This window comes from Photobacterium sp. MCCC 1A19761, assembly GCF_037389125.1.
Lineage (GTDB): Bacteria > Pseudomonadota > Gammaproteobacteria > Enterobacterales > Vibrionaceae > Photobacterium.
The window spans coordinates 49,228-69,617 of the sequence record NZ_JAZGTF010000008.1 but is presented as its reverse complement, the minus strand read 5'-3'; the positions used below and the strand labels follow the sequence as shown (position 1 = coordinate 69,617).

At 50.7% G+C, this 20,390-nt stretch carries 20 protein-coding genes and 1 other RNA gene; 11 read left to right on the top strand and 10 right to left on the bottom strand.

Annotation, left to right across the window (positions count from 1 at the left end):
• Nucleotides 1–119 precede the first annotated feature (119 nt).
• From VV869_RS10380 to smpB, 5 genes are all read right to left on the bottom strand, one after another.
• Nucleotides 120–1,007 carry a hypothetical protein gene (locus tag VV869_RS10380; protein ID WP_337734872.1) on the bottom strand — a complete coding sequence of 296 codons (888 nt, stop codon included), beginning with the start codon at nt 1,005–1,007 and terminating at the stop codon, nt 120–122.
• Nucleotides 1,008–1,066: 59 nt separating this feature from the next.
• On the bottom strand, nt 1,067–2,236 hold the full coding sequence (locus VV869_RS10375) for a site-specific integrase (protein WP_337734871.1): 1,170 nt from the start codon (nt 2,234–2,236) through the stop codon (nt 1,067–1,069).
• 520 nt (nt 2,237–2,756) lie between these two features.
• A complete protein-coding gene (locus tag VV869_RS10370) occupies nt 2,757–4,022 on the bottom strand; it encodes a site-specific integrase (protein ID WP_069513927.1) in 1,266 nt (421 codons plus the stop codon).
• Between the two features lie 96 nt (nt 4,023–4,118).
• Nucleotides 4,119–4,486, bottom strand: a transfer-messenger RNA (tmRNA) gene (ssrA, locus tag VV869_RS10365).
• A gap of 119 nt (nt 4,487–4,605) precedes the next feature.
• On the bottom strand, nt 4,606–5,088 hold the full coding sequence (gene smpB, locus VV869_RS10360) for an SsrA-binding protein SmpB (protein WP_337734870.1): 483 nt from the start codon (nt 5,086–5,088) through the stop codon (nt 4,606–4,608).
• A gap of 196 nt (nt 5,089–5,284) precedes the next feature.
• Here smpB and VV869_RS10355 point away from each other — a divergent pair, with 196 nt between their 5' ends.
• Entirely contained in the window at nt 5,285–5,719 is a 435-nt protein-coding gene (locus VV869_RS10355; RefSeq protein ID WP_261600816.1) for an SRPBCC family protein, read from the top strand.
• A complete protein-coding gene (locus VV869_RS10350; protein ID WP_337734869.1) occupies nt 5,709–6,053 on the top strand; it encodes an RnfH family protein in 345 nt (114 codons plus the stop codon). The genes VV869_RS10355 and VV869_RS10350 overlap by 11 nt, the downstream gene beginning before the upstream one ends.
• A 119-nt stretch (nt 6,054–6,172) precedes the next feature.
• Here the strand turns inward: VV869_RS10350 and bamE are convergent, their stop codons facing one another.
• From bamE to nadK, 3 genes are all read right to left on the bottom strand, one after another.
• Nucleotides 6,173–6,529 (bottom strand): outer membrane protein assembly factor BamE, encoded by a 357-nt coding sequence (gene bamE, locus VV869_RS10345; RefSeq protein WP_337734868.1) that lies wholly within the window; start codon nt 6,527–6,529, stop codon nt 6,173–6,175.
• Nucleotides 6,530–6,759: 230 nt separating this feature from the next.
• Nucleotides 6,760–8,427 (bottom strand): DNA repair protein RecN, encoded by a 1,668-nt coding sequence (gene recN, locus VV869_RS10340; protein ID WP_337734867.1) that lies wholly within the window; start codon nt 8,425–8,427, stop codon nt 6,760–6,762.
• Between the two features lie 176 nt (nt 8,428–8,603).
• Nucleotides 8,604–9,485, bottom strand: coding sequence for an NAD(+) kinase (gene nadK, locus VV869_RS10335; protein ID WP_337734866.1), 882 nt, complete (start codon nt 9,483–9,485; stop codon nt 8,604–8,606).
• 193 nt (nt 9,486–9,678) lie between these two features.
• Here nadK and grpE point away from each other — a divergent pair, with 193 nt between their 5' ends.
• The 3 genes from grpE to dnaJ all read left to right on the top strand — a co-directional run bounded on the left by grpE (nt 9,679) and on the right by dnaJ (nt 13,662).
• The gene (gene grpE / locus VV869_RS10330; protein ID WP_337734865.1) at nt 9,679–10,305 is read left to right on the top strand and encodes a nucleotide exchange factor GrpE; all 627 of its coding nucleotides are present in this window, start codon (nt 9,679–9,681) and stop codon (nt 10,303–10,305) included.
• Nucleotides 10,306–10,510: 205 nt separating this feature from the next.
• Nucleotides 10,511–12,430 carry a molecular chaperone DnaK gene (dnaK, locus tag VV869_RS10325; RefSeq protein ID WP_337734864.1) on the top strand — a complete coding sequence of 640 codons (1,920 nt, stop codon included), beginning with the start codon at nt 10,511–10,513 and terminating at the stop codon, nt 12,428–12,430.
• An 89-nt stretch (nt 12,431–12,519) separates the two neighbouring features.
• Nucleotides 12,520–13,662: a molecular chaperone DnaJ gene (gene dnaJ, locus VV869_RS10320; RefSeq protein ID WP_337734863.1), complete on the top strand. Its 1,143-nt coding sequence runs from the start codon at nt 12,520–12,522 to the stop codon at nt 13,660–13,662.
• A 147-nt stretch (nt 13,663–13,809) separates the two neighbouring features.
• Here the strand turns inward: dnaJ and VV869_RS10315 are convergent, their stop codons facing one another.
• A complete protein-coding gene (locus VV869_RS10315) occupies nt 13,810–14,238 on the bottom strand; it encodes a type IV pilin protein (RefSeq protein WP_337734862.1) in 429 nt (142 codons plus the stop codon).
• An 87-nt stretch (nt 14,239–14,325) separates the two neighbouring features.
• Between VV869_RS10315 and VV869_RS10310 the strand changes: the two genes are divergently transcribed.
• The 6 genes from VV869_RS10310 (at nt 14,326) to VV869_RS10285 (ending at nt 19,315) form a co-directional block, all read left to right on the top strand.
• Nucleotides 14,326–14,850: a GspH/FimT family pseudopilin gene (locus tag VV869_RS10310; protein WP_337734861.1), complete on the top strand. Its 525-nt coding sequence runs from the start codon at nt 14,326–14,328 to the stop codon at nt 14,848–14,850.
• A complete protein-coding gene (locus VV869_RS10305; protein ID WP_337734860.1) occupies nt 14,837–15,430 on the top strand; it encodes a PilW family protein in 594 nt (197 codons plus the stop codon). Before VV869_RS10310 ends, VV869_RS10305 begins: the two co-directional genes overlap by 14 nt.
• A 1-nt stretch (nt 15,431) precedes the next feature.
• A complete protein-coding gene (locus tag VV869_RS10300) occupies nt 15,432–16,853 on the top strand; it encodes a hypothetical protein (protein ID WP_337734859.1) in 1,422 nt (473 codons plus the stop codon).
• Nucleotides 16,843–17,241: a type IV pilus modification PilV family protein gene (locus tag VV869_RS10295; protein WP_337734858.1), complete on the top strand. Its 399-nt coding sequence runs from the start codon at nt 16,843–16,845 to the stop codon at nt 17,239–17,241. The genes VV869_RS10300 and VV869_RS10295 overlap by 11 nt, the downstream gene beginning before the upstream one ends.
• A 42-nt stretch (nt 17,242–17,283) precedes the next feature.
• Nucleotides 17,284–17,985, top strand: coding sequence for a 4'-phosphopantetheinyl transferase family protein (locus tag VV869_RS10290; RefSeq protein ID WP_337734857.1), 702 nt, complete (start codon nt 17,284–17,286; stop codon nt 17,983–17,985).
• Between the two features lie 106 nt (nt 17,986–18,091).
• A complete protein-coding gene (locus VV869_RS10285) occupies nt 18,092–19,315 on the top strand; it encodes an MFS transporter (protein ID WP_337734856.1) in 1,224 nt (407 codons plus the stop codon).
• Between the two features lie 70 nt (nt 19,316–19,385).
• On the opposite strand, the gene VV869_RS10280 is transcribed toward VV869_RS10285, so the two are convergent.
• Nucleotides 19,386–20,204: a siderophore-interacting protein gene (locus VV869_RS10280; protein ID WP_337734855.1), complete on the bottom strand. Its 819-nt coding sequence runs from the start codon at nt 20,202–20,204 to the stop codon at nt 19,386–19,388.
• Between the last annotated feature and the right edge of the window lie 186 nt (nt 20,205–20,390).

Sequence of the window (20,390 nt, the reverse complement as noted above, 5' to 3'; positions counted from 1 at the left end):
CTATGCAACAAAATGGTTGTGGTTCTACAATCATGAGCGACCACACAAGGCCAACGGAGGGAAACCACCTTTGATGGCTGCTTAACTTCTACTTTTAACTGAGGTTAAAAATGGGAGGATTACCCTACAGCCCAAAGTTTTTTGAAGCACTCAGCCATTTCCAAAGTCCGTTGTTCGCTATTACACCATGTAATAGCATCAGCCATTTGAACTGATAGTTCGTTAACAGTGGCTTCATTCAGAGCTTTTGGGAAGGGGATAACAGCTTTTGGAATTCCCAGTACCGTTAAAAAGCGGTTACTGAACCCATTGAACAAATCCTTGCCACTGATCTCATCAAGAAACTCCTTCGGAGTTATATGCCCGACAATGCAAACATGAGGATTTGTACAGCTGATTTTGTCGTGCTTTGTCAGCGGCGAAAGGTTCGCACCATCAAAGAGCTTACGAATTGTCGAACTCAAATTACTGTTGTTTGAACGACACTTGATGAAGATACTGGCAAATTCTTCTTCTATAACGCATAAGCGCTTATCAGCGTTTCCATGTACAATTTCGCCGTTCTTCCCAAGGTAGTCATCTCTAAGTTCATTGACTATTCCTTCAGTAGTTGACAGTCCACCCTCATGTACTCGAGCGAATAAAGGTGATGACTCATCATCAGACTCAGCAAACAACTTTGATCTTTCAATTAAAAGTTGAGCTCGATTTTCCCCCATTCCTTTGCCGCCTCCGGTTCTCATGATGAGCAATGCATTGAGACGTAGCTCTGTGCTTTGAGCCCCATTTTTTACAATAACATTACCTTTATTAATTGAAGCGGCGATTCTTGCTAGGAGCGATAGAGTGACGAGTTCAGGTAGAGCCCTGAATCCATCACATAGGAATAAAGCAGCTTTACCCGCTAAGCCGTAGAAACCTTCATTGCGGAGTTCAGGTCTTATCTTGATGAGGTTATCCTCATTACTTTTTTCCATGATGCTTTGGCTCTGATTTTTATATTTCATAATTAGCTGCCCACCCCTATATTTCTATAGGGGGGACAAGGTGATCTGGTTTAACGGTGTTACATAGCGTACGGCTTGATAGCGGCTACATGAGAGTCGTCAAGTTTGTTGATTGCAGAGACAAGCAACTCAGGTTTATATGAGCGACTGTACACTGACGTCGTAATCGAATTTGAACTGTGTCCAACTAATTCTTGGATGATGTCGATAGCAACACCCTTCTGCTTCAGTTCATCTACGAATGAGTATCTGAAAGAGTGAGCGTCTTTGCCTTTCTCTAATCCCAGAGCTTTGCGGCGACGAGCGAACCATTTCGAAGCGTTATGTGAATAATATCCATTCACTAATGGTAGCTCATCGAATAAACGCTCAGTCGAGCAAGACCCAACGAACTTCAAAAAACCTCTAGAGATAAGTGCATGATGAAGAGGAACAAACCTCATCGAGTTGTCGTTTTTTAGTCGCTGACCGTTGTTCTTCGCACAAATACGGATCCCCCAGACACCGTTTACGACGATGACATCGCTTTTGTACAGCTGGCATAGTTCATTCAGTCTTGCTCCAGTGAACCGTAAAAGCAGCGGTAACCAGTAGTAGTAGGGATGCAAGAAATTACGGTTTTGGTAATCTCTCATTGTAAAGATCAGAGTGAGATCATTACTGTTCAGTTGATACCTTCTATCGCTAGATAGTGCTTTACGCACTTTCAGTTTGTAGAAGGGATTTTCATCAACATGCCCCCGAGATTTGAGCCAGCCATAAAACGTGGACAGCAGGTTAATGAACTTTTTTACTGTTCTCCGGCTGATCACATCGCCACCAAGCTCTTCGTTTCTCTTCAGTAGTGCAATTCCCTTGTAGCCATGTAACCTTTTGTCCTTGTTAGGGTTTTTTGGCATTCTGTAAAGAAGTTCACGGAACAACTCAGCATTTTCCCGATCAAGTTCATTCAAATCGTCTAGTAACCAGAGATCCAAAAACGTGTACAGTTGGTTACGGTACTGCTGAGCTGTTTTGGGTGATAGTTGCTTTTGAGCAGCACCCACTTCTAGGAACTCTTCTACTAGTTCGCGAGCTGTACAAATTTTTTGCGTCTTCGCGCTCTTTGGCGTGAAATAAGAGTCACGCTGTAAAAGGTTACAGTTGTGATTCAGGTTCGCCGGAACGAAACCATTCTTAATGTGCAAAACAGGCGTGTTGCAAGTCTCGCTTTGTACTGTAAGAAACATAAATGCTCCATAATGTATTTGAGTAAAAATAAATTATGGAGAGAGGGGCCCGTCTCTCGCTGTGTAGGGGCACTATAACCCTAATTTTATTTTGTGAAAGTGCCATAAAGCGACGTTGCTCGTTTTTCGTACTTGAATGGCGGTTCTTGTGTTGTATTTGTGATCTGAGTCATATTTTTTGCTTTTAAAAACACTTGACATATGATTATTGTGTTTTTAAAAACAATTGTTTGGACTAAGAAAGGGTAAGTTTTCCAATTTTTTATAGCATCTAGCTTTGTCTCTAGATTGCATTCTTTATCATAACGCTCATAAGTGATCACTTCTTGAGCATGCCCTAGTGATTCGGCTGTAACTATACTAGGCACTAAAGCGTTTTTGAGTTGATTCGCGAACGGTATGCCTGAATGAGTGAAAATCGTGTCCTTTTTTAAAACCTAGAGAAGTTTTGAATCGCCAGTGACTAGCTTTTTAGAGAGCCCCCCAGAGGTAGTCACGAATTATTATTCAGGTTAGCCATTCATTCGCAAAGACAATCCAAGTCAGACACGTTGATTTTTTCTATAGCTATCAATTTAGTCTTAATGTCTAACTCTTTGCCGTAGCGATCATATGAGATCGAGCGTTGTGAATGTCCCAGCAGTTCTGAAGCAACGATTGCTGGTACAAGAGCGTTTTTGAGTTGATTCGCGAAGGTGTGCCTGAACGAGTGAAAATCGTATCCTCTGGAGAAGCCGAGTTTAGTTTTAAAGCGTCCGTACCACTTGGAAGCTGCTGTGGCATAGCCATCGCGCTCTAGTTTCAATTCTGGGAACACTCTTTCAGAGGAAATGGAATTAACGTGTTTGATAAAACCAAGCTCGACTAATCTAGGGTGTAAGGGGATGAGTCTTTCTGAATTAGGGGTTTTAAGACGTTTATCTGTAGTATTTCGGTTAATTGATATACACACAATACCATCAATGTTTTTAATATCTTCTTTGTAAAGCTGACAAAGCTCATTGATTCGTGCTCCTGTAAATCTAGCCAAGATAGGAAGCCAATATTGATAGCTATGCTTGAATGTTCTTTTAGTAAAGATCTCATTGCTAAATATTTTATTAAGTTGCTGTTTGTTATAAGCATTTTTGGCTGTGCTGACTTTAGCTTCGGCTTTGAACCTGAAGCCTTTGAAGGGGTTCACATCGGTGTACTCCATCTGTACGCACCATTCGAAGAATGATGAGCACTTTTGGATATAATCTTTGACGCTACTCGGGGAAATGCTAGGCAACCCTAACTCTTGATTTAGCTTTATGGCTTGCTGAGGTTTAAGTCCTTTAAATTGCTTATGCTTCTTGATGTTCGATGGAAGCTGCATAAGCAGTTGTCTTGCTTTCTCTGCATCATTTCTTCTAATGGATGAAAGCTGTCTTTTGTCAATGAGGTTGAGTACTAGCTGGCATTTAGCAACCGCACCGTTAATCGATTTTTCAGAGACATACGAAGATTTGTATTCCTTGTATTTCGCGAGGCATTGAAGGGGGCTGTTCTTGTGCTCCTGTGTACTTTTTCTTTGTGAGTCAGAGAGCTTTATGCTTGCCTTAGTGGGAATAGAATTAGTGCCAGCGATTTTGCTTCGTATCTCAAGTTCTAATTGAAGAGCTAAAAGCTGTGCTTGTTGTTTACAGGAGGTCTGAAGGCATTTTTTGACTTCATAGCGGTTGTCGAAAAGTGAACGGTAGGAGACAGGGATTTGAAATCTGAAAGACCAAATTCCAGTTTTGCTGAGGGTTAGATAGCGCATGTTTTAGTACCTATTTTCAGTACAAAACTGCAAAATCACGAGACATAAATACAAAAAGGGCGATAACTCAGAGAGTTACCGCCCTTTCCAAACGTTTGGTGGAGCTGGCGGGAGTTGAACCCGCGTCCAAAATCAGTCTAACAGATGGCGCTACATGCTTAGTCTATCTTTATTCTCGTCAGTGTGCTGCGGAAAGACACGCCACACAAAGACACACCTGAATCAGGTTTAACGCTTCAGATCCCAGGTCAAATCATCCACGCGATCTCGTTTGGGTTTGACTACCCTGATTCCCCGTCCTACGAGCGGAGGCTAGAGAGGGTAGGCTCTAAGCAGGTTATTAAGCTGCTAGTGCGTAGTTTTCGTCGTTTGCGACTATTTTTTTGCGGCTTTTTTACGAGGCAAACCGCACCTCGGCATGCTCCACAAGCCTTCGTGATCCTGTCGAATCCTGAATCAGCCCCAGAGTTATGATTGATGGTAACAGAAATATGATGACCGTCAACATAAAACACTGCCGTCAAAATGCTTTTGTATAAAAATCCAGCACTTAGCGGGCAGGCTCTTCGAATCTATCGTCCGGTTAGCGGTTACTGTGCTTCATGATGCGCGCTTTGTCGCGCTGCCAGTCGCGATCTTTCGTATCGGCGCGCTTGTCGTGCAGCTTCTTACCTTTCGCCGTGCCTACTTTGAGTTTAACCCATGAACCCTTCCAGTACATGGTCAGCGCAACAATGGTTTCACCGTCGCGGTTCACGGCACCGGCCAGCTTGTCGAGCTCGCGGCGGTTGAGCAGCAGCTTGCGGGTCCGGTTTGGATCGGCCACTACGTGGGTCGATGCGGCGTTCAGCGGCGTGATTTGCATGCCGGAGATGAAGGCTTCGCCGTTGCGCAGGAACACATAGCTCTCGGAAATGTTCACTTTGCCGGAGCGGATGGCTTTGACTTCCCATCCCTGCAGCTCAACGCCGGCTTCGTATTCGTCTTGGATCGCAAATTCAAAGCGGGCAGTTCTGTTTTTCGCGATGGTGTTGCTGCCCGGCTTGTTCGGTTTATTCTTGGCCATAAATACTCGGTGTTTGATGTTGCTGTCCCAGGCGCGCGGCCTGGTCGAAAAACGATGATCGCGCTTGGCGATATCGCACAAGTTTTGGCTGTTCGCCAAGTAATGGTATCATTGGCGCACCTCTTCTCATAGGGTTTGCGAATGAAAGGTTTACGCCTTACGAGCAGAGGTACTTGTGATGGGTAAAGGAGAAACTATGCCTCAGATTAGCCGCTCTGCACTGGTTCCTTTCAGCGCGAAGAAAATGTTTGAGCTTGTCAATGACGTTGAGTCGTATCCGGCCTTTTTGCCGGGGTGTTCCGGGAGCAAAATCCTGGAAAGTTCAGAACAGCATATGATGGCCGCGGTCGATGTGTCGAAGGCGGGGATCCGCAAAACCTTTGTGACCCGCAATGCGCTCACGCATGGCAGCAAGATTGACATGCAGCTGGTCGACGGGCCGTTTCGTCGCCTGGTCGGGGGCTGGCACTTTATCGAGCTGGATGCAGATGCCTGTAAGGTGGAGCTGAAGCTGGACTTTGAATTTACCAACGGGCTGGTTGAGGCGGCGTTCGGGAAAGTGTTTAAAGAGCTGACCGGCAACATGGTGAGTGCTTTTACCCAACGGGCGAGAGAAGTGTATGGGTTCTGAAGAAAAGCTGATCCATGTGGAGGTGGTGTATGCGCTGCCGCAGGTTCAGCGGGTGATCAAACTGGCGGTGATGCCGGATACGCCGGTACAGGAAATTATCGAGCGCTCCGGAGTGCTGGAGATGTATCCCGAGATTGACCTCAAGAAGAACAAAGTCGGGGTGTTCAGCCGCAACGTGAAGCTGGATGCGACGATTCGTGATGGTGATCGACTGGAGATTTACCGTCCGCTGCTGGCCGATCCGAAAGAGATCCGCCGCAAGCGTGCCGAGCAGGCGAAGCAGGAAGCTCTGGCAGCGAAAGCTGCGAAGAAAGATGGCACTGCTGAGAGCTAATAAGATCGGGCTCGGGCAACAGAGAGGCTTTGGCAACATAGGAGCTCTGGCGGCATAGAGGCTCGGGAAACAAAGATTGAGAATAAAAAAGCTCGCAATTGCGAGCTTTTTTTATGGGATCAGTTGATTGGATTCATGAAATCCGGCCCGGCGTCGTAATCGCCGGAGAGGCTGATCAGCTGATTCTGACCGTTGAAGGTGAGGATCAGGTTTTGTTGAATCGCTTCATCATGCCCGGGCTTGTGGTAGTAGATGTAATACCAGGTGTTCGGGTATTCAGGCTCAACCAGCATCGGCGAACCCAGCACAAAGCTGACTTGTTCTTTATTCATTCCATAGCGGAGGGTGTCGATATCACGTTGCTCCAGGTAGTTTCCCTGGTTGATATCGATACGGTAGACCAGTCGTTCGACAACTGAGCAGCCTCCTAATAGGCTTGCCGCCAAGGTCAGGGCAGCAATATTTTTCCAACTCATAGCATCCCGGCAAATTCGCTCTTAACTGCTGCGATGATAAACAAGCTCTTGGCAGAAGTAAAAAAAGCAGTGAAGAAAAATTAACAGCGTACGCGACTGAGACTCTGGTTTTGCCAATTAGTTTCGTTACGCACGCTGCTTTTATGCCGGAATCTATGTCGGAATCGTGGCCGAGGTTTCAGTCTCGGCTCACTTTATGGTTTGCATTGTTGCTGCTATGGCATGCCGGGCTACGCTGCGATCAGCAGCTCCTTGGCGTTGGCCAGGGTGCGCTCGGTAATTTCGCTGCCGCCCAGCAGGCGGGCCAGCTCTGCCACGCGCGCATCCTTGTTCAGTGGCACCATGCTGGTTTCGGTCTGTCCTTTGCTTGATTTCTTGGCAACAAACATCTGCTGGTGACCGCAGCCGGCCACTTGCGGCAAGTGGGTCACACACATCACCTGGGTCGACTCGCCCAGCGTGCGCAGCATCTTGCCGACGATGGCGGCGGTCGGGCCGCTGATCCCGACATCGACTTCATCGAAAATCAGGCTCGGCGTTTCTACTTTCTGCGCAGTGATCACCTGGATCGCCAGCGAGATCCGCGACAGCTCACCACCGGAGGCCACTTTGCCGAGCGGCTGCAACGGCTGGCCCGGGTTGGTGGAGACCAGGAAGGTGATGGTGTCGAACCCGAGCGGGCTGAGCATGCCTTCGGCGTCGCTCTGGATATCGATTTTGAACACCCCGTGCTCCATGCTGAGCTGGTGCATACTGTCGGAAATCTTCTTGTCGAGCTCCTTGGCATAGTGCTGGCGGCTCTTGCTCAGTTTCTCGGCGTTGGCGAGAAACTTCTGGCGCAGGCGTTCGACATCCTCGCCCATTTCTTCCAGTCGCTCATCGCTGCAATCGAGGTTTTCCAGCTCTTTGAGCAGATCCTGATGTTTCTGGTACAGCTCATCCGGCATCACATAGTGTTTGCGTGCCAGCGACATGATTTTCGCCAACCGCTCTTCCAGATAGATCAGGCGCTGTGGATCCATATCCATGTTATCAAGGTAGCAGAGCAGCTCCTGGCTGGCTTCCTGCACCTGGATAATGGCATCTTCCAGCATTTGCGGGATGCTGCTCATATTGCTGTCGAGCTCGCCGAGCTGGATCACCTGCTGGCTGGCCCTTTGCAGCAGTTGCAGGGCATTGCCGTCTTCGTTGTCATAAAGTATGGACAGAGCGGTCTGGCTGGAGATAGCCAGCTCACCGCTGTTGGACAGGCGCTTGTGCTCTTCCTCGATCTCGGCGTATTCATCTTCGCCGAGCGCCAGGTCATTGAGCTCTTTCACCTGGTACTGGATCAGCTGTTTTTGGGCTTCGTTCTCTTCGCGGCTTTGGGTCAGGCGCTTGAGTTCATTGTTTGCCAGACGCCAGGCCTGATAGGCACGACGGGTTTTTTCCATCAGCAGGTGGTGACCGGCGTACTGATCCAGCATCTGCTGCTGGTAATCAGCGCGCATCAGCTGTTGGTGGGCATGCTGGCCGTGGATGTTGATCAGCAACTGGCCCAGCGCTTTTTGCTGCGAAGCCGGGACCGGGCTGCCGTTGATGAAGCCGCGCGAGCGACCTTCTTTGGTGATCACCCGGCGCAGAATGCAGTCTTCCCCGTCAATCAGCTCGTTATCTTCCAGCCAGCGTCGCGCCGCCTGGTTGTTCTGCAAAGAGAAGGTTGCGGAGATTTCGGCTTTGTCTTCATTCGGGCGGACCATGCTTGCTTCCGCTCGATCGCCGAGGCACAGGCCCAGCGCGTCGATGGCAATCGACTTACCGGCACCGGTTTCGCCGGTAATGGTGGTCATTCCCGGTTTCAGTTCAAACTCAAGGGTTTTGACAATAGCAAAGTTAGAGATCGTCATATGAGCAAGCATGTGTTCACCTGTTTAAATCAACACCTGTTTTTTCATACAGTATATACTGTATGAAAAAACAGTAAAGATGTGCACACAGTTTTTTGCATGAAAATTATTGATTGCTAACTCAATGAATTCTGGTCATAAAAAAGCCAGCGCAGGGCTGGCTTCAACACATCAGGTGTGAGGCAGGGTCAGAACAGTTTGCTCGACCAGCCGAGTTTGCCCCGCAGCACGTTATAGTAGCTGTAGTTTTTCGGGTGGATCAGCTTGAGCTGATACGGGCTCTGGTAAATATGGATCTCATCGCCGGGGCTGACCGGCAGCGACACCTGACCGTCGCAGCTCACTTCCAGCGAACTGCCGTTGGTCGGCGAGACCAGCAGCTTGATCCGCCGGTTGCCGTCGACAACCAGCGGGCGGCATGACAGGGTGTGCGGGAACATGGGTACCAGAGACAAAGCGTTCAGGCTCGGCGACAGGATCGGGCCGCCGCCGGACAGTGAATAGGCGGTGGAGCCGGTCGGCGTTGAGACAATCAGGCCGTCCGAGCGCTGGGAAAAGGCGAAGTTGTCATCAATATAAACTTCGAACTCAATCATGTGGGCGATTTTGTCCGGGTGCAGCACGGCTTCGTTCAGCGCGGCATTGCGGCTTTTGATCTGGCCGTGGCGATGGACTTCGGCCTCGAGCAAAAAGCGATGCTCGATCAGAAATTCACCGGCGAGCACCTGCTCGAGCTCAGTGTCAAACGAATCCGGATCCAGGTCGGTGAGAAAGCCCAGGTTGCCCCGGTTGACACCAATCACCGCAATATCAAAGCGTGACAACACCCGGGCCGCGCCCAGCATGTTGCCGTCGCCGCCGACCACGATGGCCAGGTCGGCTTTATCACCGATCGTGAGCAGATCACACAGGGTTGAGGTGGGGACATCCAGCTCGCCGGCCAGGCGGTGATCCACCAGGACCTCATAGCCTTGATTAAACAGCCAGTCGTAAAGGCCTTTGTGCGTTTGCAGCGCATCGGGGTTTCTCGGCTTGCCAATTAACGCGATTGTTTGAAAAGTGCGCTTCATGTCCTTGATCCGACAGATGATAGTTGAGCCAGTATAGCGCCAGGTTTGGATATTTGTCGCGCTTTGTGACCGATCTCGGCTTGAATCATTGAACTTCATCCCCATAATAGGCGCATAACGTTTTATTCGGGTGGAACGGTGATTTTGTCCACCCCATTGATGAACAACATGATCTTGGCGGAGAAGCGAACGCATGAGCAACGAAGAGAAAAAAGTACAGGACGAAGAGCTGAAGCAAGCGCAAGCAGCGGCTGAAGCAACCGAGACTGAGTCTGCTGAGGACGTTGTAGTTGAAATGACAGAAGAAGAACGTCAGGCAGCCCGCATTGCTGAGCTGGAAGCTGCGCTGCTGACCAGCGAAGCCAAAGTTCGCGAGCAGCAAGACGGTGTGTTGCGTGCACGTGCTGATGTGGAAAACATGCGTCGTCGCACCGAGCAGGAAATCGACAAAGCCCGTAAATTTGCCCTGAGCAAGTTTGCGGAAGAGTTGCTGCCGGTGATTGACAACATGGAGCGCGCGATTGAGATGGCGGACAAGAATGAAGCCGCGGTTCAGTCGATGATCGAAGGGGTTGAGCTGACCCTGAAGACCATGATGGATACGGTTGAAAAATTCGGTCTGAAGGCGATCAACCCGCAAGGTGAAGCCTTCAACCCTGAGTTCCACCAGGCGATGTCGATCCAGGAAAGCGCGGAGCACGAGCCGAACACGGTGATGCTGGTAATGCAAAAAGGCTATGAGCTGAACGGCCGTGTGGTTCGTCCGGCGATGGTGATGGTGTCGAAAGCGTCAGCCGGGAACATCGATACCCAGGCGTAAGCGGGCCTCGGTGTTCAGAAGCCCGCTGAATGGCGGGCATTTTATTTTTTATTGATTTTTTTTCGATGTCACCCTTGAAAACAAATTGGCTGCCCTTATCTAGTAGTCATACGACATCGTCATCAAATTTTGCGGCTGTGTCCGCATTGCCGGTTCAACACTTCTGGGCCGGCAACTAGAACTAACGAATTTCGGAGAAAGCCTGATGGGTAAAATCATTGGTATTGACTTGGGTACAACTAACTCTTGTGTAGCAGTACTTGATGGTGAAAAACCACGTGTCATTGAAAATGCTGAGGGTGATCGCACAACGCCATCAGTGATCGCGTACACTCAAGACGGTGAAACATTAGTGGGTCAGCCGGCAAAACGTCAGGCGGTCACCAACCCAGAGAACACACTGTTTGCGATCAAGCGTCTGATCGGTCGTCGTTTTGAAGACGAAGAAGTTCAGCGCGACATCGAAATCATGCCTTTCAAAATCGTGAAGGCAGACAACGGCGATGCATGGGTTGAAGCGAAAGGCCAGAAAATGGCCGCGCCTCAGGTATCTGCTGAAGTTCTGAAGAAAATGAAGAAAACGGCTGAAGACTTCCTGGGTGAGGAAGTGACCGGCGCCGTGATTACTGTTCCTGCGTACTTCAACGATGCACAGCGTCAGGCGACCAAAGACGCCGGCCGCATCGCGGGTCTGGAAGTAAAACGTATTATCAACGAACCAACGGCTGCTGCCCTGGCTTACGGCCTGGACAAACAAGGCGGTGACCGCACTATCGCAGTTTACGACCTGGGTGGTGGTACGTTCGATATCTCTATCATCGAAATCGATGAAGTTGAAGGCGAGAAGACCTTTGAAGTTCTGGCAACCAACGGTGACACGCACCTGGGTGGTGAAGACTTCGATAACCGTCTGATCAACTACCTGGTTGACGAGTTCAAGAAAGATCAAGGGATCAACCTGAAGAGCGATCCGCTGGCGATGCAGCGTGTGAAAGAAGCAGCTGAAAAAGCGAAAATCGAGCTGTCTTCTGCGCAACAGACTGACGTGAACCTGCCGTATGTGACTGCAGATGCCACCGGTCCGAAGCACATGAACGTGAAAGTAACACGTGCCAAGCTGGAATCTCTGGTTGAAGATCTGGTTCAACGCTCTCTGGAGCCACTGAAAGTTGCGCTGGCTGATGCGGACCTGTCTGTGGGCGACATCACTGACGTGATCCTGGTGGGTGGTCAAACCCGTATGCCTATGGTTCAGGCCAAAGTTGCTGAGTTCTTCGGTAAAGAAGCCCGTAAAGACGTGAACCCGGACGAAGCGGTTGCCGTTGGCGCTGCGGTTCAGGGTGGTGTTCTGGCTGGTGAAGTGAAAGACGTTCTGCTGCTGGACGTGACGCCGCTGTCTCTGGGTATCGAGACCATGGGCGGTGTGATGACCAAGCTGATCGAGAAAAACACCACGATCCCAACCAAGGCGAACCAGGTGTTCTCGACTGCTGAAGACAACCAGAACGCAGTAACGATTCACGTACTGCAAGGTGAGCGTAAGCAAGCGAACTTCAACAAATCTCTGGGTCAGTTCAACCTGGAAGGCATCCAGGCAGCGCCACGCGGCATGCCACAGATCGAAGTAACCTTCGACCTGGATGCGGACGGTATCCTGCACGTGTCTGCGAAAGACAAGTCAACAGGCAAAGAGCAGAAGATCACAATCCAGGCATCTGGTGGTCTGAGCGACGACGAAATCGAAAAAATGGTTCAGGAAGCGGAAGCCAACAAAGAAGCGGACAAGAAGTTCGAAGATCTAGTGGCTGCCCGTAACCAAGCGGACCAACTGGTTCACGGTACGCGTAAGCAAATCGAAGAAGCCGGTGAAGCGCTGCCAGCAGACGAGAAAGAGAAGATCGAAGCCGCGATCAACGAGCTTGAAGAAGCCCGTAAAGGCGAAGACAAAGAAGCGATTGATGCCAAAGTTCAGGCACTGATTGCTGCTTCTCAGAAGCTGATGGAAATTGCTCAGCAGCAAGCGCAGGCGCAAGCTGCAGATGCAGGTCAAGGCCAGCAGCAAAGCAAGCAAGATGACGACGTTGTCGACGCTGAATTCGAAGAAGTTAAAGACGATAAAAAATAAGATAGTTGATTCATAATCTTATTTGAGGCGCGGGCGTTGGAGGGAAACTCTTGCGCCCGTAGCTGTATTAAGGCAGGTGACAGATCAGTATGTCAAAACGTGACTTTTATGAAGTTCTTGGCGTTGGCCGTGACGCATCAGAACGCGATATTAAGAAGGCTTATAAGCGCCTTGCAATGAAGTTTCACCCGGACCGTAATCAGGGTGATGCGGAATCTGCGGAAAAATTCAAGGAAGTGAAAACGGCCTATGAAATTCTGACCGATCCGCAGAAAAAAGCGGCGTACGATCAGTACGGCCATGCAGCCTTTGAACAAGGTGGCATGGGCGGTGGCGGCGGCTTCGGCGGCGGCGCAGACTTCAGTGATATTTTCGGAGATGTCTTTGGCGATATCTTCGGTGGTGGCGGTCGTCGTGGCGGCCAGCAGCGCGCTCAGCGTGGCGCTGATCTGCGCTACAACATGGAGCTGACACTGGAAGAAGCGGTTCGCGGTTGTTCGAAAGAAATCCGTGTCCCGACGCTGGTTGGCTGTGATACTTGTGACGGCTCAGGCGCGAAGAAGGGCACGTCTGCGACCACTTGTGGGACCTGTCACGGTGCCGGCCAAGTTCAAATGCGTCAGGGTTTCTTCGCGGTGCAGCAAACCTGTCCGCACTGTCATGGTCGCGGGAAGATCATCAAAGAGCCTTGTGGCACTTGTCATGGCCAGGGCCGCAAAGAAGAGACCAAGACGCTGTCGGTCAAGATCCCTGCGGGCGTGGATACCGGCGATCGGATCCGTCTGTCGGGTGAAGGCGAAGCCGGAGAATTCGGTGCACCGGCCGGCGATCTGTATGTTCAGGTTCATGTCGCCCAGCACCATATCTTTGAGCGCGACGGCAACAACTTGTACTGCGAAGTACCAGTGAGCTTCACGATGGCAGCCCTGGGCGGCGAAGTGGAAGTCCCGACCTTAGATGGCCGCGTGAGCCTGAAAGTGCCGTCGGAAACTCAAACCGGCCGCATGTTCCGGATGCGCGGCAAAGGGGTGAAATCGGTTCGCGGCGGCGCCGTGGGTGATTTGATCTGTAAGCTGGTGGTGGAAACCCCGGTAAACCTGAGCGCTCGCCAGAAGGAGCTGCTGCAGGAGCTGGAAGAAACCCTGGGCGGCACTGCAGCCAAGAAGCACAAGCCAAAGTCAGAAGGCTTCTTCGACGGCGTGAAGAAATTCTTTGATGACCTGACCGGTTAATTCGCGTCAGCCTATCGTTTAGATGAAAAAAGCCAGCGAGAGCTGGCTTTTTTGTTGTTTAATTTTCACGGTTAGCGGTTAGCGGTTAGCGGTTAGCGGTTAGCGGTTAGCGGTTCACGGAAGGCGTATGCCTAGCCGTCGATTCATTTACCAGCAGTCAGTTACCGCGCTTCCCCCCAGTTTAGCGCTACCGCGTCCGGCGGCATTGAGCGATAGCGTTCCACAGCGATCCCCACTGGTTTTAGGCGTTGCGTTTAAGACATAAGTATCCGCGCCAGTCCCGAACGTTGCGTCGAAATTGTATCGATTGGTATTTAAGCTGCAGCCCGGGCAACTACTGTTATTGACGCTCGTCGGGTAGCTGCCGCTGGTGTTGTATTGCTCTTCCATCCATAGCTGTAACTTGACTAATCCGGTTTTGGCATCTTCACGGTAACTGCGTTGCAGGTGCTCTGCATAAGATGGATAGGCGATTGCAGCCAGAATCCCGATGACCGCCAGGACCACCAGTAATTCGATGAATGTCACACCCGCTTGTATATGGCGGTATTGCTTGATTTGAAAAAATCGACTCATCCCGATAACCCATTGTTATTCCATATGGAGATTGTTACGAAGTGGTAATCTTTATGCAATCTGATTTATATGTGAGCGGGAGGTTGCATGAAAAAATGGAGCGCACTTCATGGCTTCACTGTACTTGAGTTGTTGATCACGTTGTCCGTGATGCTGATCTTGCTTGGGGTGGCAGTTCCGTCTTTCAGTCAGTTGTTGTCGAACAGTCAGTCAGATCGGCTGGCGGCCAAGTTGGTCATGGTTCTTGAGCAGGCTAAGACAGAAGCCATTCGTGTTAATGAAAAAGTGTATGTGCACAACTTAGGGATGGACCAACCCGCCCGGCAGAGTTGGTGTATCGTGGTCACGTTAGTGTCTGCGGCTCCGGCGTCTTGTCAGGATAGCCAGTCACTGTTGACGGTATCCGGAGAGTCGTATTCTGTCCTTCAGCTTCAGAATGCTGAGAAAAAGCGTTGGTTTGATCCGGCGAGGGGGATGGCCAGTGATGCCATGACTTACTTGATCACCGCCACGGACATGGGTGCCAGGCAGGCGATTAAAGTGATGTTAAGTAAGAAATCTCGGGTGCGCCGTTGTGCAATAGGAGGAGTTGAAGGGTATGACGCCTGTTAAACGAGCACGAGGGATGACGCTGATTGAGCTGGTTGTAGCGACGGCGCTGGGCGTACCGGTGTTGTTGATGCTGACGACTGCATTTGCGTCGGGTTCCAAGTCCGCCTCTCGCATCAATGAAGAGCTTTACGTGTATACGGAGTTTCACGAGTTGAGTCAGTTAATCACCGGGGACTTGCGCCGCGCCGGATATAGTCTGGAGGGGCAGCGAGCCGGGGATGTGAAATGGCCGGGCGTGGCGGATCCGGTGTCTGTAAATTCAGCAAAAGATTGCATCGCTTATGCCTACGAGTTTGAAGACTCAGGACCACAGAGACGATACACCACAATCTACAGAGATACGGAATCACCAGGAGTCATTAACTATTACACCAAACAGCTCAGCATCGGTGCCCCTTTGCCGGCAGGCGCAGCACCGTGTCAGGGCGGAGAGACGGTCATAGACAGCCACCTTATCACGGTGACTGAGTTGCAGTTTGATGTATCCGGTTATCCTTCAATTACAGCCACGCTTGGGATCCAGTCTCGGGATGGCGTCTATCAGACGTCTTCCACGTTTAACGTAATCGCGGTGAACTAGGATGAAGAAGATGATCAAAGTTAGTCGGGCTTCCGGTTTTGTCACATTAACAGTGACGTTGATGCTCACTCTAGCAGGCAGTTACCTGTTCTTTCAATCAGTTGATAGCGCGCAATATACCGTGATGCGTTATCAGAACACTTTGTCGGCGAAGAAAAATCACTGGGCGGCGGAAGGGGGGCTGGCCTGCGCTTATGGTGTCAACAAGACGACGGCAGGGACACCGATGAGCCGGGATTATTCTCTTTGTAACGGTTTGATCTTTGATGGCAGTGCTGATGCCAGTCGGTTGCAAGTTGCCGTGACGCCTATTGAAATTACCCCGGGCGCGCTCTATACCCTCAGTAGTGAAGCCAAGGAAGTTCTTGGCCGGGGCAAACGTGTGGTGATGCGGGATATTGCTCTGACAGGGGGCGGCGGCTCGCCAATGCCGGGTATATTTAAAACGTCGTCCAAGCTCCGGCTAACAGGGGATTTCGCTTTGACTCCGAATAAAAATGAAAATAACAAAGGCGAAAATGAATGTATTTCTATTGTGGTGAAAAACAAGGCTGATTTTTTACATACCGATAGTGTTACGGGCATACAACTGATTGTAAGAGACAAAGATGGCTATCAGCAAAATCAGCTACCTGATGGTATCTCAGCTGAGGCCATCAATACCGAAGCGCGAAATGATCATTTGGACTTCTTCTGTAAAGCGGGTTATCAAACGTTTCAGGAAGTCGGCAAGGCGAACCTTGCACTGGCAAAAGATGTTCTGGAAGATCCAAATATGGACATGTTCTATGACTTTTTCGGGGTACCGAAAGAGCAATGGAAAAGTGTGCGGGACGATAAACAACGTATAGATAAAATTATTCAAGCCTCTACGGAAAACGGAATTATTGAAGATTGTGCCCAGCAGATTGCAAAAGCATTTGCAGACGGCAATAAAAAAATCTGGGTCGAAGGGAGCTGTTACCTGAAAACACCACCGGCGGGTGAGCCGCAACTGCCGTTTAATTTTAGTAACCCTGAGTTACCAATGACAGGGAAGGGGGCTCAAGCTCTGGTTGTGATTCAGGATGGCATCGTATTTTCTCCTGCCAATTTAGGTTTTTCCGGCCTACTTTATCAGTTCATCACCGACAAGAAGAAAGCTCCGCCAATACTGGCAAATATGCCGATCGCATGTATGCTGGGAGGCTTATGTACCTCGGATCATCATGCAGAACCCTATAAGAATCGTGCATTCTTCATTAACGGTGCCCTGTATACCTATGGCGGGATTGCAGTTGATATGGAGGGGATGGAGTTCAACCTAAATGGTTCAATGGTTGCGACCTATGATAAAGATAAATGGGATGGCTTGCTGCCGACCCCGACTGGTGCGGGGGGCGGGAATGTGAATTGGAAAGAAGGAACCTGGCGTGACTTTTAATCGGCCATATGCGAGCCAGCGAGCCAGCGGATTCAGCCTGCTGGAGGTTTTGATCTCCTTCTCCGTGATTTCGATTGGGATCCTGGGGATGATGAAAATGCAGGTTTATTTTGAACATAAAAGTGAAGTCGCTGCGAAAGGTTTGATTGCACTGCAGATTGCTGAAAGTCAGATGGAAATCGTGAAGGCCAAGCCTTTTGATGACATTAGGAATGAATCGAATACGGAAAACCGTGCTGGAATCTCGTACGACTGGCAGCAGGTGGTCAGCACCAAGACGCTCGGCAGTGCCAATGATGCGAAGCAAGTTGAAGTGAAGGTCAGCTGGAAAGATCGCTGGGATCAGTCCCAGAATATTTCTCTGGTTACCTTGCATACCAAATATTGATCTGTTCTGCTAAAGCCCTGGAATTGATGACGGATACTGCTGATGTTAAGCGCTTTTATCTCGACACCGGATGTGGTGGTGTTGCCTGGTTTTGATGGTCACTGCGTCCAATGTACCTTCAATGCTGCTTTATATGAGGATCTGTATTTTTCCCGTCTGGGCATTGCCATGCCGGAAGCGCTGCATGGCGCGGTCTATAAACGTAAGGCGGAGTTCCTTGCCGGTCGATATGTGGCAAAACATGTTCTCTCTCAGTTGCCGCTCTCACAACATGAAGTTGCCATTGGTCAGCACCGTGCCCCGGTGTGGCCAGATGGCGTGATTGGGTCAATTAGTCACCACCGAGGCAAGGCGATTTGCGCCATTCGGCTGGGCGATTGCACTCAAGAAGGGATCGGGATAGATATCGAGCAGCGGATTCAAGAAGAACAGGTTGAGAGCATCTGGCCGGGGATTGTGAATGTTGCGGAGTGGCAGCGGCTTGCAGCGCTCCCTTGGGATCCCGCGATGAGATTGACCTTAGTTTTTTCTGCCAAAGAAAGCTTGTTCAAGGCGCTGTATGGCTGGGTGGGGCGCTATTTTGACTTCATGGATGCTGAAGTGGTTGCAATCGACTCAGGTTGTTTAACGTTTCGGTTGCTCAGCGATCTTACCCCAAACCTTCGGGCCGGAAGCCAGTTCCGGGTCAGTTATCAGATCACGGCATCCGAAGTCTTAACCTTTCTTCATGCCAGGCATCCGTAACCGGAGAGAATACGGCATGATTATTACTTGATAATAATTCTCATTATTGATGTTTCGAATGGGAGTGCTACAATCCGGGTTCGTTGAATGAACCGGTCGTGGATAAATGGAAGATTACACCCGCGCCAAGCGCGCTGTACTGTGTTTAGCTTTGTTGATCAGTATGGTGTCGATTGGCACCTTGATGATGGTGATGCCGTTGGGTGTCGACTTCGTTGCTGATTTGGGCATGAAAACCGAAAGTATCGGCTATATCAGCGGCGGGGCCATGTTTGCTTCGGCCCTGGTTGGCTTCTTCCTGGCACCTTATCTTGATCGGTATGATCGGAAAACGGCCATCATTACTTTTCTGGTCCTCCGCTCTGCGTTTATCTTTGTTTGCGGGCTGGCCACGACCCAAAATGAACTCCTTCTGTGGTTTATCCTGACCGGGTGTTTTTCCGGCCCGATGGTTGGCCTGATGATGGCGGCGGTGATTGATGTCACCGCTATCCAGGAGCGTGGCAAAGCCATGGCGTTTGTCGCCAGCGGGTTTTCGCTGGCAGCGATTCTGATTGTGCCGCTGTCGTTGCAGATCTCGCAATGGCTCTCCTGGCAACTGGCCTTTTTCTTCTTTTCTCTGCTGGGTTTTGTGCTTGCGCTGGCTTGCTGGCTGCTGATGCCGACGATGCGGGCTCATATCAAGGCGGCAGATGCCCCGAAAGCAACGCCGTTGACCACAATGCTCCGCTCGGCACCATTTGTGTTGGCGATGTTGCTGGTCGCGGTCAGCATGTTTGGTCATTTCCTGTTGGTGCCGAATCTGGCTGCCTATTTTCAGTTCAACCTGTCATTTCCGCGTGAGCAAATCGGCGTGCTTTATTTCATTGGCGGCGTGGCCAGTATTGTCGCGATGCAGCTGTGCGGCCGGTTGCTGGATCGTGGCTGGGTGACGCAGACCATTTGCGTGGCCAGCTTGCTGGTGGCGGTGGTGGTTTATGTTGGTTTTGTATCGCCGGGTCACTGGCCGGTTTACCTGATCTTTATGGTCTTTATGGCGGCCAGCTCAGCGCGAACGTCGTCGGTATCGGCGATCACCTCGCGGGTACCGAGGCCAGAGCATCGGGCGGCGTTTATGTCCTATCAGGGGACGATGACCAATGTCGCGGCCGGTGTGGCGAGCGTAGTGGCGTCGCTTTACCTGACCACCGGAGAAGCATCTCAGCTACAGGGGATCCCCGAGATGGGGATGGTCACCATTCTGTGTACGCTGGCGATCCCGGTGTGTATGTTGTTGCTGCTGAGAAGCCTGAATAAACAACAGGCGTCACAGGTTTCCGTCTCAGCGTAGTCTCGGCAACCGGAGCATGAAAAAACCCGCAGCGATGCGGGTTTTTCGTTTGGGAAGAAGCGGGCGTGGCTCAGGACTCATCATCCATCACGGCATGGCGCTGCTGGTGGTAGGCTTCTTCATCTTTTCCGTAACGCCAGTACGGCACGGCGTAAACGAGCTTACGATCCACGTCCAGATGACGGCGAACATGCTTGCGCAGACCAACGACGATTTGCTCTTCGCCGGCAAACCAGAAATAGCTGTTGTCGGATGTCGGTGACTGGGCAATGACACTGTCAATGAGCGTCTGGTGGTTATCCGAGCCGCCGACAAACCATCGAACCTCAACCCCTGCCGGGTGCGGCAGATCCTGGATATCCTGCGCATCCCCCACCTGGATCGCGACATAGCCCTGGCTGTCTGCCGGCATCTCTTCCAGCATGGCGCTCAGCGCCGGAACCGCGGTCAAATCGCCGGCCATATAGTAATGGGTGGCGGGCTTGAGCATCGGGTGCGGGCCGCCCGGTAAGGAAATCGCGACTTTATCACCCGGCTTGGCGTGCTGGGCGAACCGGGAAGCCGGACCGAGGTCACCGTGCATGGCGACATCAATATCGATCTCGTGCTGCTCGCGACGCAGGTCGCGGATGCTGAACGTTCGGAGAATCGGCTTTTGCGTCGGGTCGGCCCATTTCGGTCCTTTGTCTGTCATCTCCGGCATTACCGGTTCCTGCTGCCCCGGTTGCGGCAACATCAGCTTGATGTGGGCACCTTGGCTGCACGTCGGGTAGTGGGCCAGTGCCGGGCTGGTACAGCAGATTCGGCGATAGTTCGGGGTAATATCCTGAATATGTTTGACCGTGAGCAACACGGGGCCACTGGCAGTCGGTTTGTCGTTAGCTGACATGTTGGTCATTCCTTTAAACTATAATGATATCTATTCTCATGTGGATTATACAGAAAGCATGGCGTCTGAACAGTGCTAAATCTTGATCCTGTTTCCAGCCACTGATGTCAGTAAAATCAAATAGTTCCGAATGAACTGTGCTCAGCGGACGGTGACAGTCGGCTCTGGCTCGCACCAGGCGTCGCT

Excerpts from the sequence above, each read along its gene's own strand:
- VV869_RS10380 (WP_337734872.1), bottom strand. The coding sequence starts at position 1,007 with ATGAAATATAAAAATCAGAGCCAAAGCATCATGGAAAAAAGTAATGAG.
- VV869_RS10375 (WP_337734871.1), bottom strand. The coding sequence starts at position 2,236 with ATGTTTCTTACAGTACAAAGCGAGACTTGCAACACGCCTGTTTTGCAC.
- VV869_RS10370 (WP_069513927.1), bottom strand. The coding sequence starts at position 4,022 with ATGCGCTATCTAACCCTCAGCAAAACTGGAATTTGGTCTTTCAGATTT.
- smpB (WP_337734870.1), bottom strand. The coding sequence starts at position 5,088 with ATGGCCAAGAATAAACCGAACAAGCCGGGCAGCAACACCATCGCGAAA.
- VV869_RS10355 (WP_261600816.1), top strand. The coding sequence starts at position 5,285 with ATGCCTCAGATTAGCCGCTCTGCACTGGTTCCTTTCAGCGCGAAGAAA.
- VV869_RS10350 (WP_337734869.1), top strand. The coding sequence starts at position 5,709 with ATGGGTTCTGAAGAAAAGCTGATCCATGTGGAGGTGGTGTATGCGCTG.
- bamE (WP_337734868.1), bottom strand. The coding sequence starts at position 6,529 with ATGAGTTGGAAAAATATTGCTGCCCTGACCTTGGCGGCAAGCCTATTA.
- recN (WP_337734867.1), bottom strand. The coding sequence starts at position 8,427 with ATGCTTGCTCATATGACGATCTCTAACTTTGCTATTGTCAAAACCCTT.
- nadK (WP_337734866.1), bottom strand. The coding sequence starts at position 9,485 with ATGAAGCGCACTTTTCAAACAATCGCGTTAATTGGCAAGCCGAGAAAC.
- grpE (WP_337734865.1), top strand. The coding sequence starts at position 9,679 with ATGAGCAACGAAGAGAAAAAAGTACAGGACGAAGAGCTGAAGCAAGCG.
- dnaK (WP_337734864.1), top strand. The coding sequence starts at position 10,511 with ATGGGTAAAATCATTGGTATTGACTTGGGTACAACTAACTCTTGTGTA.
- dnaJ (WP_337734863.1), top strand. The coding sequence starts at position 12,520 with ATGTCAAAACGTGACTTTTATGAAGTTCTTGGCGTTGGCCGTGACGCA.
- VV869_RS10315 (WP_337734862.1), bottom strand. The coding sequence starts at position 14,238 with ATGAGTCGATTTTTTCAAATCAAGCAATACCGCCATATACAAGCGGGT.
- VV869_RS10310 (WP_337734861.1), top strand. The coding sequence starts at position 14,326 with ATGAAAAAATGGAGCGCACTTCATGGCTTCACTGTACTTGAGTTGTTG.
- VV869_RS10305 (WP_337734860.1), top strand. The coding sequence starts at position 14,837 with ATGACGCCTGTTAAACGAGCACGAGGGATGACGCTGATTGAGCTGGTT.
- VV869_RS10300 (WP_337734859.1), top strand. The coding sequence starts at position 15,432 with ATGAAGAAGATGATCAAAGTTAGTCGGGCTTCCGGTTTTGTCACATTA.
- VV869_RS10290 (WP_337734857.1), top strand. The coding sequence starts at position 17,284 with ATGTTAAGCGCTTTTATCTCGACACCGGATGTGGTGGTGTTGCCTGGT.
- VV869_RS10285 (WP_337734856.1), top strand. The coding sequence starts at position 18,092 with ATGGAAGATTACACCCGCGCCAAGCGCGCTGTACTGTGTTTAGCTTTG.
- VV869_RS10280 (WP_337734855.1), bottom strand. The coding sequence starts at position 20,204 with ATGTCAGCTAACGACAAACCGACTGCCAGTGGCCCCGTGTTGCTCACG.